Source organism: Micromonospora sp. CPCC 205546 (assembly GCF_036902715.1).
Classification (GTDB): Bacteria; Actinomycetota; Actinomycetes; order Mycobacteriales; family Micromonosporaceae; genus Micromonospora.
Map to the genome: position 1 here is coordinate 1 of NZ_JBAKHL010000064.1, position 15,878 is coordinate 15,878.

General features: G+C 74.5%; 16 protein-coding genes. 6 read left to right on the plus strand and 10 right to left on the minus strand.

Going from position 1 to position 15,878, the window contains the following annotated elements:
- Positions 1 to 66: 66 nt before the first annotated feature.
- The 10 genes from V6U77_RS24085 to V6U77_RS24130 all read right to left on the minus strand — a co-directional run bounded on the left by V6U77_RS24085 (position 67) and on the right by V6U77_RS24130 (position 9,661).
- Positions 67 to 1,002, minus strand: a complete 936-nt coding sequence (locus tag V6U77_RS24085; RefSeq protein WP_334608910.1) for an STM4011 family radical SAM protein — start codon at positions 1,000 to 1,002, stop codon at positions 67 to 69.
- Positions 999 to 2,321, minus strand: a complete 1,323-nt coding sequence (locus V6U77_RS24090; protein ID WP_334608911.1) for an STM4012 family radical SAM protein — start codon at positions 2,319 to 2,321, stop codon at positions 999 to 1,001. Before V6U77_RS24090 ends, V6U77_RS24085 begins: the two co-directional genes overlap by 4 nt.
- A complete protein-coding gene (locus V6U77_RS24095) occupies positions 2,318 to 3,121 on the minus strand; it encodes an STM4013/SEN3800 family hydrolase (RefSeq protein WP_334608912.1) in 804 nt (267 codons plus the stop codon). Before V6U77_RS24095 ends, V6U77_RS24090 begins: the two co-directional genes overlap by 4 nt.
- Positions 3,109 to 4,293 (minus strand): STM4014 family protein, encoded by a 1,185-nt coding sequence (locus tag V6U77_RS24100; protein WP_334608913.1) that lies wholly within the window; start codon positions 4,291 to 4,293, stop codon positions 3,109 to 3,111. Before V6U77_RS24100 ends, V6U77_RS24095 begins: the two co-directional genes overlap by 13 nt.
- 1 nt (position 4,294) lies before the next feature.
- The gene (locus tag V6U77_RS24105; RefSeq protein WP_334608914.1) at positions 4,295 to 5,245 is read right to left on the minus strand and encodes an STM4015 family protein; all 951 of its coding nucleotides are present in this window, start codon (positions 5,243 to 5,245) and stop codon (positions 4,295 to 4,297) included.
- A 6-nt stretch (positions 5,246 to 5,251) separates the two neighbouring features.
- Positions 5,252 to 6,184 (minus strand): STM4015 family protein, encoded by a 933-nt coding sequence (locus V6U77_RS24110; protein ID WP_334608916.1) that lies wholly within the window; start codon positions 6,182 to 6,184, stop codon positions 5,252 to 5,254.
- A gap of 150 nt (positions 6,185 to 6,334) precedes the next feature.
- On the minus strand, positions 6,335 to 7,126 hold the full coding sequence (locus tag V6U77_RS24115; RefSeq protein ID WP_334608917.1) for a shikimate dehydrogenase family protein: 792 nt from the start codon (positions 7,124 to 7,126) through the stop codon (positions 6,335 to 6,337).
- Between the two features lie 95 nt (positions 7,127 to 7,221).
- Entirely contained in the window at positions 7,222 to 7,695 is a 474-nt protein-coding gene (locus tag V6U77_RS24120; protein WP_334608918.1) for an aromatic ring-opening dioxygenase LigA, read from the minus strand.
- A gap of 174 nt (positions 7,696 to 7,869) precedes the next feature.
- Positions 7,870 to 8,454: a hemerythrin domain-containing protein gene (locus V6U77_RS24125; RefSeq protein WP_334608919.1), complete on the minus strand. Its 585-nt coding sequence runs from the start codon at positions 8,452 to 8,454 to the stop codon at positions 7,870 to 7,872.
- Positions 8,447 to 9,661: a hypothetical protein gene (locus V6U77_RS24130; RefSeq protein ID WP_334608921.1), complete on the minus strand. Its 1,215-nt coding sequence runs from the start codon at positions 9,659 to 9,661 to the stop codon at positions 8,447 to 8,449. The genes V6U77_RS24125 and V6U77_RS24130 overlap by 8 nt, the downstream gene beginning before the upstream one ends.
- Before the next feature lie 174 nt (positions 9,662 to 9,835).
- On the opposite strand from V6U77_RS24130, the gene V6U77_RS24135 reads away from it, so the two are divergent.
- From V6U77_RS24135 to V6U77_RS24160, 6 genes are all read left to right on the plus strand, one after another.
- Entirely contained in the window at positions 9,836 to 10,735 is a 900-nt protein-coding gene (locus V6U77_RS24135) for an alpha/beta hydrolase family protein (protein WP_334608922.1), read from the plus strand.
- A gap of 197 nt (positions 10,736 to 10,932) precedes the next feature.
- Entirely contained in the window at positions 10,933 to 11,718 is a 786-nt protein-coding gene (locus V6U77_RS24140; protein WP_334608923.1) for an ABC transporter ATP-binding protein, read from the plus strand.
- Positions 11,715 to 12,437: an ABC transporter ATP-binding protein gene (locus V6U77_RS24145; protein ID WP_334608924.1), complete on the plus strand. Its 723-nt coding sequence runs from the start codon at positions 11,715 to 11,717 to the stop codon at positions 12,435 to 12,437. The genes V6U77_RS24140 and V6U77_RS24145 overlap by 4 nt, the downstream gene beginning before the upstream one ends.
- Before the next feature lie 27 nt (positions 12,438 to 12,464).
- Complete coding sequence (locus V6U77_RS24150; RefSeq protein WP_334608925.1) at positions 12,465 to 13,343, plus strand: branched-chain amino acid ABC transporter permease; 879 nt, start codon at positions 12,465 to 12,467, stop codon at positions 13,341 to 13,343.
- A complete protein-coding gene (locus V6U77_RS24155) occupies positions 13,340 to 14,455 on the plus strand; it encodes a branched-chain amino acid ABC transporter permease (protein WP_442934497.1) in 1,116 nt (371 codons plus the stop codon). The genes V6U77_RS24150 and V6U77_RS24155 overlap by 4 nt, the downstream gene beginning before the upstream one ends.
- Positions 14,456 to 14,550: 95 nt before the next feature.
- A complete protein-coding gene (locus V6U77_RS24160) occupies positions 14,551 to 15,834 on the plus strand; it encodes an ABC transporter substrate-binding protein (protein ID WP_334608926.1) in 1,284 nt (427 codons plus the stop codon).
- The last annotated feature ends 44 nt before the right edge of the window (positions 15,835 to 15,878 follow it).

Here is a 15,878-nt window from a genome sequence, read left to right on the forward strand (position 1 = left end):
CACCGGCGTCCGTCGGCCAGGGCACCGGCCGGCGCCCCGCCGCGGGGTTGCGGCACCGGCCGGCGCTCAGCCGGGGCGACCGGCGCGGCGCCCCGGCGTCGCGATCGGTACGGGCCGGCGCTCCGGCGCGGCGGTCGGTGCCGCCCGGTGCTGCGGCGGCCAGGCGGCGGGGATGCGTTCCAGCACCCCGCCGGCGAAGACGTCGCGCAGGCCGAGCGGCTTGAGGTGGACGTAGCCGATGTGGCAGTCGCAGATTGCGTTGCCGCACGGCCGCGGCCGCAGGGCCGAGCGCCACGAGCCGTCGTAGAGGTTGCCGATCGGCTCGTCGATGAAGTGGCAGCGGCGCACCGTGCCGTCGCCGCGCACCGAGATCGCCGTCTCGCCGGCGTGGCACGGCCGGTCGAGCGACACGTGCGGGCGGACGCTGTAGCCGAACAGCGGATCCAGCTCCGTCCAGGTCGCCTCCTCGGCGGCGTCGTAGCGCCGACCCTCGGCGGCGTTGACCCACAGGTAGACCTCGGCGGGCAGGGCGGCCCGCAGCGCCCGCGCCTCGGCGAGGTGCTCCGGCAGGCCGACCACCCCCACCGAGTAGCGCACGCCCAGCTCGGTCAGCCGGGCGCAGCGGCCCAGGAAGCGGTCCCGCTCGACCTGGCCGGGATGGTAGGTGGCCCACAGGGCGGCGGCGCGCGGGTCGGCGTCGGCCAGCCAGTCCACCCGGGCGGCGAGGTTGGTCTGGATGACCACCCGCTCGACGTGCGGCAGGTGCGACAACGACACCATCGCGTCGCGGTACCAGCTGCGGGTCAGCCCCTCGCCCCACGGCGTGAACAGCACCGACAGCCGCACGTCGCCGGTGGCCGCCACCCAGCCGGCGAACCGCTCCAGCGCCGCCCGGTCGGTGCGCAGCAGCTCCGGCGGGTCGCGCCGCTTGGCGAACGGGCAGTACGGGCAGTCGTAGTTGCAGCTCGCCAGGGGCCCCCGGTAGAGGATCGCCAGGTTCACCTCGGCACGTACCCGGTCATCGCGTCGCGCACCCGGGCCGAGGTCAGCCACGGGCCGACCGCGTCGGAGCGGGCCAACCCGGCCGGAGTCAGCCGCAGCCCGCCGTCGGTGGCCCACCCCCGGTCGACCAGCCGGCCCAGCTCGGGGAAGTCCTCGCCGGGCGGGCGGCCGAAGCGGGCCCGGTAGGCCGCCGCGTCGACACCCTCTGCGCGCAGCAGCGACTTGAGCAGCCACCGGCGGCGCTGCTCCGCGCCGTCGAGGGCGAACCCGAACTCGGCGAAGCGGAAGTCCTCGGCCGGGCGGGCCAGGTAGTCGTCGAGCACCGCGCGGACCTGCGACACCCCGACCGCGTAGTCGAACGAGTAGTGCAGGGACGTGGTGTAGGAGCGGGCGCCGCAGCCCAGGCCCACCATGCCGTCGTCCTGGCAGCAGTAGTCCGGCCCGTCGGGGGTGGGCGCGTCGGAGCGGCGGAACTGGCGCATCGACTCCTGCCGGTAGCCGGCCGCGCCCAGGGTCGCCACCGCCTGTTCGTAGAGGGCGAGCCGCTGGGCGTCCCAGTCGGCCCGGCCGTGCGCCCGCCGCCCGAGCCCGGTCAGCGGGCGCACGTAGAGCGGGTAGAGGTACAGCTCCTCCGGGCGCCACGCCAGGGCCGCGTCGAGGCTCCGCCGCCAGGTGTCGGCGTTCTGCCCGTCGATGCCGTAGATCAGGTCGATGTTGAGCACGGGGATGCGGGCGTCGCGGATCGCGGCCAGGGCCGCCTCCACCTCCGCGCGGCGCTGCGGCCGGCCGGCGGCGCGGGCCTCGGCGTCGAGGAAGCTCTGCACCCCGATGCTCACCCGGGTGGTGCCGTGCGCGGCGAGCACCGCGAGCCGGTCCGGCGTCGCGGTCGCCGGCGAGGTCTCCACCGACAGCGGTACGCCCGGCAGCCGGGCCCCCATCGCGGTGGCTACGGCGAACAGCTCGGTCAGCTCCTCGGCGGTCAGGTAGGTGGGGGTGCCACCGCCGAGCGCCGCGCGGGCGTAGCCGGCGTCGTCGCCCAGCGCGTCGGCGACCCGGCCGGCCTGCCGGCGCAACTGCCGCAGGTACGCCGTCACCTGCTCGGCGGGCGCGTTGGCGCGGGTGAAGAGGTTGCAGAACCCGCAGCGCATCTCGCAGAACGGCAGGTGCACGTAGAGGAAGAGCGCCTCGCGCGCCTCGGCCCGCCACACGTCCGACAGCAGCGGGCGCGGGCGCAGCGGCCGGTAGGAGGTCTTGTGCGGGTACGCGTACAGGTACTGCTGGTACGGCGAGCCGTCGAGGCCCGTGTCGGTGCTGGTCACCATTCCCCCGGTCGCAGGACGAAGTGGGCGTACGGGACCGTCCACACCACGTCGTGGCCGATCCGGTGGCCGGTGTGGCCGTCCTCGCCGTACGCGGTGCCGTGGTCGGAGCAGACGATCGCGAACACCGGCCGGCCCCGCCCGGTGAGCAGGGCGAAGAGCCGGTCGATCCGGCCGTCGACGTACTCCAGGGCGGCGGCGTGGCTGGCCAGGTCGTCGCCCTGCGCGCCGGGCAGGTGGTGCCGGTTGGGCTGGTGCAGGGCGGCGACGTTGAGGAACGTGAACAGCGGCTGTCGCGCCGGCACCCGCGGCAGCACCTCGGCCAGCCGGTCGAGTTGGGCGTCCAGGCAGGTGGGGGAGGTGACCCCGAACTCGGGCTCCCAGTGCGCCTCGGCGAACAGGCCCGGCAGCACCGCCCCGAGCGGGCTGCGCCGGTTGAAGAACCCGACGCCGCCCAGGCAGAGCGTGTGGTAGCCGACGTCGGCGAGCGCCGTGGGCAGGTCGGGGGCGTCGAACACCCACGTGTCGGCGCCGGCGGTCTCGCTGCCGGGGAACGCCGCCGCGTACAGCCGCTCGTGCCGGCCCGGGGTGACCGGGGTGGGCAGGAAACCGGCGAAGAACGCGTGGTGCGCGGCGTAGGTGAAGCTGGCGGGGGAGTGCCGGCGCTCCCACCGGCCTCCCGGCAGCGCCCGCGCCAGGTGCGGCGTGCGCCCGCGCGCGGCCAGGTCGGCGGCGACGTCGTGACGCAGCGTGTCGAGGGTGAGCAGGAGCAGGTCGTGGCTGCCGATCAGACTCCGCACGCCAGCACCTCCCGGCCGCCCGCCGCGTCGCCGGGCGACGCCGTTCGCATCGCCGCGTCGCCGGACGACGCCTCCCGCACCGCCGCGTCGCCGCGCGCCGTCGCCCGCCCGGCGGTCGCGCGCCAGCGCTCCCACCGGCCGTCGGCCAGGGCGCGCACCTGCTCGGCGTAGGTGTCCCGGCCGTCGGTGAGCACCCCCGGCAGCAGGTCGCCGAAGGCGTTGACCTCGGCCACGGCGTGGCGTCGCCAGCCGACGAGGAACATCAGGTCGATGCCGACCTGGAGGGTACGCGGGAAACACCCGGCGACCCGCTCGCAGGTCTCCATCGCCGCCGCCCACGCCGCCGGCCCGGCCGCCGCGCGCAGCTCGGCGAGGTCGCCGCGCGCGTTGCCCAGGTGCAGGTTGGTCAGCGGCCCCCGGGCGGCGCGCACCACGGCGTGGGCGGGCCGTCCCGCGACCGTCACCACCCGCAGGTCGACCACCCGGTCGCCGAGCCCCGCCTTGGGCAGCCACCGCTCCACGTGCAGGCCGTCGGCGGCGATCCGGTCGACGATGGCGGCGACCTCGGCCTCGTCGGTGTAGCGGCGCGGGCGCAGCGAGTTGTACAACCCGTCGGGGGTCGCCTCGATCGTGGTGACCGCCTGCACCCGCCGCCCGGCCACGGCCAGCGCGACGACCCCGGCGGCCGACGAACCGTGTGCGGGCTTGACGAACACGCGGCTGCTGCGGGCCGCCGCCATCGCCGACCGCAGCTGCGCCCACCCGTGCACGGGGGGCAGCGCGGCCGGCACCGGCACCCCGGCAGCCGACAGCCGGGCGTGGCAGCGCCGCTTGTCGCACAGCACCGCGACGTCCGCCGGGTCGTTGAGCAGCTCCGCGCCGCCCGCGGCGACCCGGTCCAGGCCCCGCAGCAGCCCGGCGTACGTGTCGGCCAGGCCGACCAGCTCGCCGTGGCGGGCCGGGACGGCGGACCGGCGCAGCAGCCGGTCCACCTCGGCGTCCTCCCCGGGCGAGTCGATCCGCACCACCGCGTCGGCTCCGGGCGGCGCCGCGCCGGTCAGCACGTCGACCCAGGGCAGCACCTGCGGCCGGGGCAGGCCGGCGGTGAGGACCGCCCGGGTGAACAGGTCGACCCGGCGGTTGCCGGGGTTGCCGACGACGGTCAGGCGCATGTCACTCCGACACCGCCGTGTAGCGGTGGCTCTCGCCGTCGTACTCGTCGGGCTCCTGCGGGTCGGAGACGTCCACCCGGACACCCGGCAGCGCGGCGACCAGCGACGCGGCCGTCTCCTCCGCCAGGTAGTGGTGGGACAGGTCCAGCTCCGCCAGGTGGGTCAGCGGCTGCCCGGCCAGGAGGGCCGCCGCGCCCTCGTCGCCGAGCGTGCCCATCGACAGGTCCAGCCGTCGCAGCCGGGGCACCACCGGCGCCGACGCCAGCGCCCGGGCGAGATCGTCGGCGATCTCCGAGTTGCACAGGCCGAGCCGGCGCAGCCGCGGGAACCGTTCCCCGGCCAGCAGCGGGGCGAGGTCGGTGACCTGCGCGTCGCCGCCGTAGTCGGAGGTGCCGAGCCACAGCTCCAGGTCGGTCAGCGCGGGCAGGTCGGAGTCGAGCACCGCGCCGACGAACTCCCGGGGCAGCCCGCCGCTCTCCACCACCAGCTCGCGCAGCCGCGCGTGCCGCACGGGGGAGAAGGCGAAGTCCTCGCCGCCGCGCACCCGCAGCACCTCCAGCTGCGGGTACGCCGTCAGCAGGGCGCTGACGTCGCCCACCTTCATCCAGGAGACCTCGCACTCCTCGACGGTGATGTCACCGAGGAACAGGGCCCGCAGGGCGGGCAGGCGCGACGCCGCCGCGCAGAGTTGCGCGATCGGGGCGGGGTGGAACGCCGCGTAGCCCCAGGAGCCGACGACCAGGGACTCCACGGACGGCCCGGCCTGCGCGACGAACCGGTCGAACGCGTCCCGGAACTCCTCCGAGAGCGCGTTCTCCGTGGTCTCCTCGTCGAAGTGCCAGTGGGCGATCCGCCACGAGACCGGGCCGTCCACCGTGGGCAGCGGCCCGTCGGCGGGGACGTCCACCACCGGGCGGCCGGCGAAGTGGTGCGCGTGGGAACCGAAGGCCACGTCCGCTCACTCCCCGACGGCCGTGTAGCGGTGCGGCGTGCCGTCGAAGTCCTCGGCGACCTGCGGGTCCGAGAGGTCCACCCGCACGCCCGGCAGGGCGGCGGCCAGCGCCGCGGCCATCTCCTCGGAGAGGAAGTGGTGCTCCAGGTCGAGCCGCGTCAGATGGGTCAGCGGCTGCCCGGCCAGCAGCGCCTTCGCGCCCTCGTCGGTCAGCGTCCCCATCGACAGGTCGAGCGTCTCCAGCCGGGGGACGACCGGTGCGGTCGCGACGGCCGCCGCCACGGCGTCGGCGATCTCCGCGTTGCAGAGCCCGAGGTGCCGCAGGGCGGGCAGGCCGGTGCCGGAGAGCACCCCGGCGAGGTCCTCGGTGCTCGCGTCGCCGCCGTAGTCCCTCCTGCCGAGCCACAGGTCCAGCCGGTGCAGGGCCGGCAGCTCGCACGCGCCGACGGCGCGGACCACCTCGGCCGGCAGCCCCCCGGACTCGAAGCGCAGCTCCCGCAGCTCGCCGTGGCGGACCGGCTCCAGCCGCAGGCCCTGCGCGCCGCGCACCCAGAGCACGCCCAGCGACGGGTACGCCGCGAGCAGCGGCGTGAGGTCGCCGTGGGTGAGCCAGGAGATCTCGCACTGCTCGTAGGTCAGGTCGGCGAGGAAGACCCCCCGCAGCCCGGTCCACTCCCCGGCGGCCTCGACGAGCGCCTCGACCGGCAGCGGCCGTTCGTAGGCCTCGCCCCACTCGCCGACCACCAGGGCGCGCACCGCGTCGGGCGGCACCTGCTCCCGCAGCGCCCGCACGAGACCGAGGAACTCCGCGGGATCCGCGTCGTGCTCCTCGACCTCCAGCCGCCAGGCGACCGCCGACGGGTTGTCGGGAAGTGTCATGCCCGGGGTGAAGGGCACCACCGGTAATCCGACGAACGACGACACGTGCGAGCTGATCACGCCTACCTCCGGTCCGACTGGTGCAGCGGCGGCGCGACGGTAACAGGTCCGACCGACAGGATGATCAGTGAGCCGGCCGGCGGGCGTCGGTCGGGACCGGGCGGCGGTCGCCGGGAGCCGCCCGGGTTCCCGGCGCGGACCGCCCGCCGGTCACAGCCCGAAGAACTCGAGGTAGGCGTCGATCTGGTGGGCGAGCATCGGCTCGCCCGGATGCGCCCGCAGCCCCCGGGCCCGCGCCTGGGCCAGCAGGAGCGTCTCGGCCGGCGTCATGATGATGTCGGCGACCACCGCGTGCGCCGGCAGGTCGGCCACCGCGAACGGCGGCGGGTCGTCGGCGCGCAGCCCCAGGGGCGTGGCGTTGACCGCGAGCTCGGCGTCGGCCAGTCGCGGTCGCGCCGTCGCGTCGACCCGGCCGGGGTACGCGGCGGACAGCCGCCGCCGCAGCGTCTCCAGCCGGCCCGGGTCGGTGTCGCTCAGTCGCAGTTCCGCCACGCCGGCGTCGAGCAGGGCCACCGCGATCGCGCTGCCCGCCCCGCCCGCGCCCACCACGCACGCCCGGCGGCCCCGGGGATGATGCCCGGCCCCGGCCAGCCCGCGGACGAACCCGTCGCCGTCGAAGGTGTCGGCGGTCCACGTCCCGTCGGGCTCGCGCCGCAGCGCGTTGGCGCTGCCCGCGAGGCGGGCGCGGTCGCTGGCGCGGTCGGCGAGGTCGAGCGCGGCGGCCTTGTGCGGCACGGTGACCAGCATTCCGTCCAGGTTGGCCACCCGTTGCAGCCCCCGCACCACCTGGGTCAGGTCGGCCGGTGCCGCGTGGACGGGGACGAGCACCGCGTCGGTGCCGCGCCGGGCCAGCACCGGGTTGAGCAGCCCGGGGGCGCGCACCTGGGCGATCGGGTCGCCGAGCAGCGCGTACACCCTCGTGGCGCCGCCAATCTCGGTCATGGGGGGCCTCCGCGGGGCAGGGATCGTCCGGTGCGGCCGGACCGGTGCGGTGCCGACCCTACGTCACGGCGCACCCGGGCCCGGGACGCGGCGGATCAGGAGGTGGTGGACGCCGCAGCCGGCAGGGCGTCGAGCCGGCGGGAGAGGGAGAGCAGGCTGTAACCGATCAGCGCGAGCACCAGCCCGAGGCCCATCGCCAGCGCGGCGATCCCGAAGGACACGACCGAGGTGAACAGGGAGGAGCGCAGGAACGAGCCGGTCATGACGGTCTGCCGGGTGGGGTCCTCCCGACCGAGTTCGGCGTACGTCTTGCCGCCGCTGGCCTCCAGCGAGTGCTTCTCGATGACCTCGGCCTCCGCGTACGCGGTCAGCGGCCCGTCGATCTTCTCGCCGGCGAACCAGTCCGCGTCGGCGGAGACGGTGATGCGTTCGTCGGCGAGCTGGCTCTGCACGGTGAACCAGGTGGCGGCCCCGCCGATCAGCATGATCAGTCCGGCGACGATGACCAGGACGGACAGCAGTCGGACGGTGGAGCCGACGGCCTTGGACTTCGTGGCGGTGTCGCTCATGGGGTCTCCTCTCCCGCGACCGGGCGGGCGCCCGGCACGGATGGCTCTTCTGCCGAAATGCGACACAGTATCGGCAATCCGCGGACGGACCGCATCCGTCGTACCGACGGCGGACGCGCCGCGCCCACCCGGCGGGGATCGCCGGGTGGGCGCGTACGTCGCTGTCCGGTGGCGTCAGCCGCTGGACGACGGCCTGCGGATCGCGTCGCGGACGCGGTCGATGACCGCCAGCGCCGGTCCGGCCGCCAGGTTGCCCTTCGCGGACTGGGCGCTGGGGTGCGGCCGCGTCGGGGCGGTCGCCTCCGCCATCCGTACGGCCCCGGCCATCGTGCGGAGCCGGTCGGCGGGCACGTGCTGGCGCAGCAGCGGGAACTCGTTGCGCTCCTCGTAGCGGGCGTGGGTGAGCACCGCGTCGCGCAGCAGGATGATGCCGGTGTCGAAGCCCTCGGCGTCGACACCGCCGGCGATCAGCGTCTTGAGCGTCTCCTTGGCCTGCCGTTCCTCGGCGAGACGCTCGTCGACCATGGCGTCGCCGCCCCCGCCCGGCAGCGTCCGGGTCAGCGGGTGGACGACCTCCTCCTCGGCCGTCTCGTGCGCGGCGAGGAGCTTCACGAGATCGTCGAAGGCGTCCCGGCGGGTCTCACCGGTGCTGCCGATGACCAGCAGGAACAGCTCCTCGATCCGCGCGTGCTGCGCCAGCAGCAGGTCGACGACGTCGTCCTCGGGGCCCGGGGTGGCCGGGGCGCCGGTGTCAGGCATGGCTGCCTCCCCGCGCGCGCAGCGACTCCACCGGGTGCGGCCCCTCGGTCTCGATGCGGTACTCGTCGCCGAAGCGCTCCCGGTGCATGTCGATGACCTGCTCGCTGGGCGGCTTCTGTCCGTCGTGCAGCTGCTGCTGCATCGCCTCGAACCGCTCGTGGGCCTCCCGCACGTACCCCTCGCCGATCTTGTTCAGGTCGACCTGGGTGGCGAGCAGGTGGCGCAGGTACTCCTTGTTGGGCTCGAAGGTCAGCGGCTCGGGCAGGCCCGCGTTGCCCACGATCTCCTCCGGCTCGCGGCCGTCGTGGCGGCGCAGCAGGTCGACGGCCTGCTGCAGGTGTGCCAGCTCCATCTGCAGGTGCAGCTCCCACACCGCCTTGATCCGCGGGTCGCTCTCCTGCTGCATGAAGGAGTAGTAGAGCCAGCACTCGTTGTACTCGTGGGTGAGCAGCCGCTCCCACCAGTTCTCGCCCGGGTCGAGCAGTGACTCGTAGTGCGTGACGTGCTCCTGCTCGATGAGGCTGATCTCCTGGTAGAGCTGCCGCGCGATCGGCTCCATGTACTGCGGCCCGACGTTCATGTAATAGAACATGACCTGCTGCTCGGCCGACAGGATGGTCAGCGCGTGCAGCTTGGAGCGGGGGTCGACGGTGTTGCGGTCGTACGGGGTGCGCACCTCGTCGAACGGGTGCCGGTGCTCGACGACGGTGGGGCGGCCGGGCATGACCTCGGTCAGGCCCTGCACGATCTTGTCCGCCTTGCGGCGCTCCACCATCTCGTAGAGGTTGGCGTAGCGGTACAGGTGGTCGAAGTCCTCCAGCACGCCGAACTCGTAGCCCTGCTTCAGGTACGGGTCCGGCTCGTGCCGGGCCACCCACGCGGTCAGGTCGACGGCCACCTGCTCGTAGCCGAGCGTCGTCTCCAGCACGCTCGCCACGCCGGGCAGCAGCCAGTTCACCACCCGCTGCTGCTGGCTCTCCAGGTAGCGCACGTACGCCAGCTGGCGGCGCACCTCCTGGTCGGGGCAGTTGCGGGCGAACTGGTGCTGGAAGTTGATGGCCTCGACCTCGATGCCGTTCATCGTGATGATGCGGCAGCGGGTGTAGGGATCGACCGCCTCCGGGTCGATGGGCTCGACGTTGAGTTCACGCCAGTTGCGGATCTGGCTCTCCAGCGGGATTCCTTTGTGCTCCAACGGGTTGAACACGGCGTCTCCTTCTTCGGCCGGGGTAACGGGTGCCCTACCCCGACAGTCCGGGCGAAAACGACCGGTCCGGATTTTTGTCGGGCGGGGGACTGGTGATTTCGCCGATGCGCCGCCGCCGGCACCACCCAAGACTGATGCATGTCGATATGCCCCGTCCCGTAGGGAGTGCCCGACGTGTCATCACCAACCGCCACCGTCCGTTCCCGTCCCGCCGCCCGCCTCGCCGCGCTGGCCGCGGCCGCCGTCCTGGCCACGGTGGGCGCGCTGGTCGCGCCGCCGGCCGCCCAGGCCGCCGCCAACCCGTACGAGCGCGGTCCCGCCCCGAGCGTCGCCCTGCTCGAGGCCAGCCGCGGCCCGTTCGCCACCGCGTCACAGAGCGTCTCGTCGCTCAGCGTCACCGGCTTCGGCGGGGGCGTCATCTACTACCCGACCAGCACCGCCGAGGGCACCTTCGGCGCCGTGGCCATCTCGCCCGGCTACACGGCCGCCTGGTCCAGCATCAGCTGGCTCGGGCCCCGGATCGCCTCGCACGGCTTCGTGGTGATCGGCATCGAGACCAACAGCCGCTTCGACCAGCCGGACAGCCGCGGCCGGCAACTGCTCGCCGCGCTCGACTACCTCACGCAGCGCAGCTCGGTGCGCGGCCGCATCGACGCCAGCCGGCTCGCCGTCTCCGGGCACTCCATGGGCGGCGGCGGCAGCCTGGAGGCCGCGGTCTCCCGGCCGTCGTTGCAGGCCGCCGTGCCGCTGGCGCCGTGGAACCTGGACAAGTCCTGGTCCGACGTCCGGGTGCCGACCCTGATCGTCGGTGGGGAGAACGACAGCGTCGCGCCGGTCTCGTCGCACTCGGAGCCGTTCTACACCAGCATCCCGGCGTCGTCGGAGAAGGCGTACCTGGAGCTCAACGGAGCGAGCCACTTCTTCCCGCAGTCCGTCGACACGCCCACGGCCCGGCAGGCGGTGGCCTGGTTGAAGCGGTTCGTCGACGACGACACCCGCTACGAGCAGTTCCTCTGCCCCGGCCCGAGCGGCTCCGCCGTCCAGGAGTACCGCAACACCTGCCCGAGCGCCTGACGCTTCCCCGGGGCGGTCGCCACCCGCGGCCGCCCCGTGGCGCGTGGCTGCCCGGTCGGTGCAGAAACCGCCGGTCGCCGCCCGGATCGGGCGGCGATCGGCGAGCGTGTGCGCCCGGGGTATCGAAGGTATTGACGGCCCACCTCAGAAACGTACACTCCCAGTGTAAATACTGGCGGCTGCCGGGGGGACGGGTGATGGAGCAAGGGCTCGCACTGCACCAGATCGGGGTCCGCTTCGGCGGCCTCACCGCCCTCGACGACGTCTCCCTGCGGGTGCCGCCCGGCCGGGTGGTGGGCGTGATCGGCCCCAACGGCGCCGGCAAGACCACACTGTTCAACGTCGTCTGCGGCTTCGTCACGCCGGACGAGGGGTCGCTGACGCTCGACGGCCGGCCGCTGCGCCCGCGCCCGCACCGGCTGACCCGGCTCGGCGTCGCCCGGACGTTGCAGGGCACCGGGCTCTTCGCGGGGCTCACCGTGCTGGAGAACGTGATGACGGGGGCCACCCACACGGCCCGCGCCGGCTTCCTCGCCGCCCTGCTCGGCCTGTCGCGCAGCGACCGCGACGAGCGCAGGCTGCGCCGGCACGCCCTCGACGTCCTGGACACCCTGGGCATCGCCGGGCACGCCGACGCCGCGCCGGGCACGCTGCCCTTCGCCGTACGCCAGCGGGTCGCCCTGGCCCGCGCGCTGGCCGCACGGCCCCGGCTGCTCCTGCTCGACGAACCCGCCGGGGGCCTGGGCGCCGACGACATCGCCGAGCTGGCCGAGCTGATCCGGGGGCTGCCCCGGCGCGACACCGATCCCTGCGCGGTGCTGCTGGTGGAGCACCACATGGACCTGGTGATGTCGGTCTGCGACGAGATCGTGGTGCTCGACTTCGGCCGGGTGATCGCCGCCGGCACCCCCGCCGAGGTGCGCGACGACCCGGCGGTCGCCGACGCCTACCTCGGCGCCGCCGTCGACGAGGCTGCCGCATGAGCGGCGAGGCCCTGCTCGAGGTGCGCGGCCTCGTGGCCGGCTACGGCGGCGCACCGGTGCTGCACGGCATCGACCTCACCGTGCCGAAGGGCGCCATCGCGGCGGTCGTCGGCGCCAACGGGGCCGGCAAGACCACCCTGCTGCGCGCTCTCTCCGGCATGCTGCGACCGGCGTCCGGCCGGGTCGTCCTGGCGGGGGAGGACCTGCGCGGTGTCCCGGTGGAACAGCTCGTGCGTCGCGGCATGGCCCACGTGCCGGAGGGCCGTGGGGTGGTCGGCGAGCTGACGGTCGACGAGAACCTGCGCCTCGGCGGGCTGTGGCGGCGCGACCGGGCCGACGCCGCCCGCGCCCTCGACGAGGTCTACCAGCTCTTCGAGCCGCTGGCCCGCCGGCGGCGACACCACGGGCACCAGCTCTCCGGCGGTGAGCGGCAGATGCTCGCCCTCGGCCGGGCGCTGGTCGGCCGGCCCCGCCTGCTGCTGCTCGACGAGCCGTCGCTCGGCCTGGCGCCGCGCGTCGTCGCCCAGACCATGGCCCTGCTGCGCCGACTGCGCGACGGCACCGGACTGACCGTCCTGCTGGTCGAGCAGAACGTGCGCAGCGCGCTCTCGATCGCCGACGAGGGCGTGGTGATGTCCCTGGGCCGGGTCGTCACCACCGCCCCGGCCGGCCGGCTGCGCGACGACGCCGACCTGCGGCACGCCTACCTCGGCTTCTGAACCCCTCGTCCCCGCAAGGGAGGACCGTTGGACCGCTTCGTCTTCCTCACCCTCGACGGCCTGTCCAGGGGCGCGGTCCTCGCCGCGTTCGCCCTGGCGCTGGTGCTCATCTGGCGGGCGGCCAGGATCGTCAACTTCGCCCAGGGCGCGATGGCCGTGGCCACCGCGTACGTGGCCTACAGCGTCTCCGCCGCGACCGGCTCGTACTGGCTGGGCTTCCTGGCCGCGCTCGTCGCCGGGCTGCTCCTCGGTGCGGCGGTCGACCTGGTCGTCATGCGCTTCGTCGACCACGCCTCGCCACTCAACCCGGTGATCGTCGCGCTCGGGCTGGTGCTGCTGATCCAGGCCGTCCTCGGCATGGTGTACGGCAGCGAGTTCCTGCCCGCCGGAACACCCTTCTCCCGCAACCCGCTGACCGTGGGCGGCGTCGCCGTCCTGTCGCCGTACGACCTGTTCGTCTTCGCGGCGGTCGCGGTGGTGGTCGTGGGGCTCGCCTGGACCTTCACCCGCACGGCGGTGGGCCTACGGATGCGCGCGGCGGCATTCGCCCCCGAGGTGTCCCGGCTGCTCGGGGTGAACGTGGGCGGCATGCTGACCCTCGGCTGGGCGCTGGCCTCCGGGGTCGGCGCCCTGGCCGGCATGCTGGTCATCCCCACCGAGCTGGGTCTGCACCCGCACGCGATGGACCTGGTCTTCGTCTCGGCGTTCACCGCCGCCGTGGTGGGCGGGCTGGACAGTCCACCGGGGGCCGTGGTCGGCGGTCTGGCCGTCGGCCTGCTGCTCTCCTACGTCAGCGGCTACGCCGGCAGCGACCTCACGCCGCTCGCGGTGCTGGTGCTGCTGCTGACCGTGCTGCTGGTCCGTCCCGCCGGGCTGTTCGCCCCGGTCACGGCGAGGCGGGTGTGAGCGCCACCCGGGCGGCGACCCCGCCGGGCACTCGGGCGCGGGTCGACGGAGCCGATCCGCACGAGGCCCGCCGCGGCTCGACCCTGCGGCGTCACGCCGGCCTCGCGGCCATCGCCGCGCTGCTGCTGGTGGCCGCGAGCTACGGGCTGGAGCCGTTCCGCAACTTCCAGCTCGCCACCGTGGCCGCCTACCTGTGCGCCACCGCCGGGCTGACCGTCCTCACCGGGCTCAACGGGCAGCTCTCCCTGGGCCACGGCGCGCTGATGGCCACCGGCGCGTACACCGTGGCCCTGTGTCAGAACGCGTTCGCCGACGCCGGGATGACCGGCGGCTGGCTGCTCCCGGTCTCGCTGGGCGCGGCCGTCCTGGCCGCCCTCGCGGTGGGCGCCGTGGTCGGGGTGGCCGCCGCCCGGCTGCGCGGGCCCTACCTGGCCGGGGTCACCCTGGCCGTCGCGGTCGTGGTGCCGGCGCTGGCCGTCACCTTCGACGGCGTGTTCAACGGCGAGCAGGGGCTGGCGGTGCCGGTCGAGCCCCCGCCGACGTTCCTCGGCCAGTACTTCCCCTACGAGCGCTGGCAGCTCTGGGTGACCGCGGCGGCCACCCTGCTGGCCCTGCTGCTGCTGGCCAACCTCGTCCGCAGCCGGTACGGCCGCACCTTCCGGGCGGTACGCGACGACGAGGTCGCCGCCCGCCTCGCCGGCATCCACGTCGCCCGCACCCAGGTCCTCGCCTTCGTGGTCAGCGCGGCCGGCGCCGGGCTCGGCGGCGCGCTGCTCGCGGTCCTCGCGCAGAGCGTGTCGCCCGGGGCGTTCTCACTGACGCTGTCGCTGTTCCTGCTGATGGCGGTCGTCATCGGCGGGCTGGGCAGCCTCGCCGGCGCGGCGTGGGGGGCCGTCCTGCTGGTCGTCCTGCCCGACCTGACGCACTCCCTCACCGAGCGGCTCACCCTGTCGCCGGCGCTCGCGCAGCGGGTCGAGGGCAACCTGCCCCTGGCCATCTTCGGGCTCACCCTCGTCGTCGTCATGATCGCCGCTCCCGGCGGCGTGCAGGGCCTGCTGTCCCGGCTGGCCCGCGCCGTCTCCGCGCGCCGGCCGGGCCGACGGCGGCCCTGAACCGTCCGGCCCGCCGGAAGCCCGCACCTCCCCCCGTCACCCGCCCACCACCCCGCCCCACCACCAACCGGACCGAGGAAAGGTCGGTGTCTGACATGACACGAACGGCACGGCGCGGCCTCGCGCTCGCCACCGCCATCACCCTGCTCGTCACCTCCGCCGCCTGCTCGACGGACGACGGCGGCGGCAGCCGGGGAACGGTCCCCGGCGTCACCGACACCGAGATCGTGGTCGGCACGCACATGCCGCTCACCGGTCCGGCCTCCGCCGGCTACTCCAAGATCGCCCCCGCCACCAAGGCGTACTTCGACCACGTCAACGCCAACGGGGGCGTGCACGGCCGCAAGATCACCTACAAGATCATGGACGACGGCTACAACCCGGCGAACACGCAGCAGGTGGTCCGCCAGCTCGTCCTGCAGGACAAGGTCTTCGCGATCCTCAACGGGCTCGGCACGCCGACCCACACCGGCGTGCTCGACTTCCTCAAGAGCAACCGGGTGCCCGACCTCTTCGTCGCCTCCGGCAGCCGCAGCTGGGACCAGCCCGACCGCTACCCGGGCACGTTCGGCTTCAACCCCGACTACACGGTGGAGGGCAAGATCCTGGCCCACCACGTGAAGACCAGCCTGCCGGGTCGCAAGGTCTGCTTCCTCGGCCAGGACGACGACTTCGGCCGGGACAGCCTCGTCGGCGTGGAGAAGGTGCTCGGTGCCGGCGCCGTGGCGGCGAAGCAGACGTACGTCACCAGCAACACCAACGTGGCGCCCCAGATCGGCGCGTTCAAGGCGGCCGGCTGCCAGGTCGTCATCCTCGCCACCGTGCCCGGCTTCACGGCGCTCGCCGTCGGCACCGCCGCCCGGCTCAAGTTCCAGCCGCAGTGGCTGGTCTCCAACGTCGGCGCCGACCACCCGACGCTGGCCAAGCAGCTCGGCGCCAACGCCGGCCTGCTGGAGGGCATGGTGGGCGCCAACTACCTGCCGATGCAGAACGACGCCGCCGATCCCTGGATCCAGCTCTTCACCAAGGTGAACAAGGAGTACAACGGGGGTGCGCCGTTCGACGGCAACACCGTCTACGGCATGGCGGTCGGCTACCTCTTCGTGCAGGTGCTCCTCGCCGCAGGCAAGGACCTCACCCGCGAGGCGGTCACCGAGGCCGTCGCCAAGGGCGGCTACCAGGGACCGGGGCTGGCCCCGCTGCGCTACTCCGACACCGACCACTCCGGCTACGGCGGGCAGCGGCTGACCCGGGTGAGCGGGGGGACGCAGGCCTACTTCGGGCCGACGTACGAGACAGACGAGGGCGACGGGCCGGTACGCGAGCACAGCGCCGCGCCGGTGGCGCCGCCGGCGAACGGGGTGCCGACGGCCTCCTGACCGGCCGTACCCGGATCCGACCGGGCGTGGCGCGCCGGCCTGCC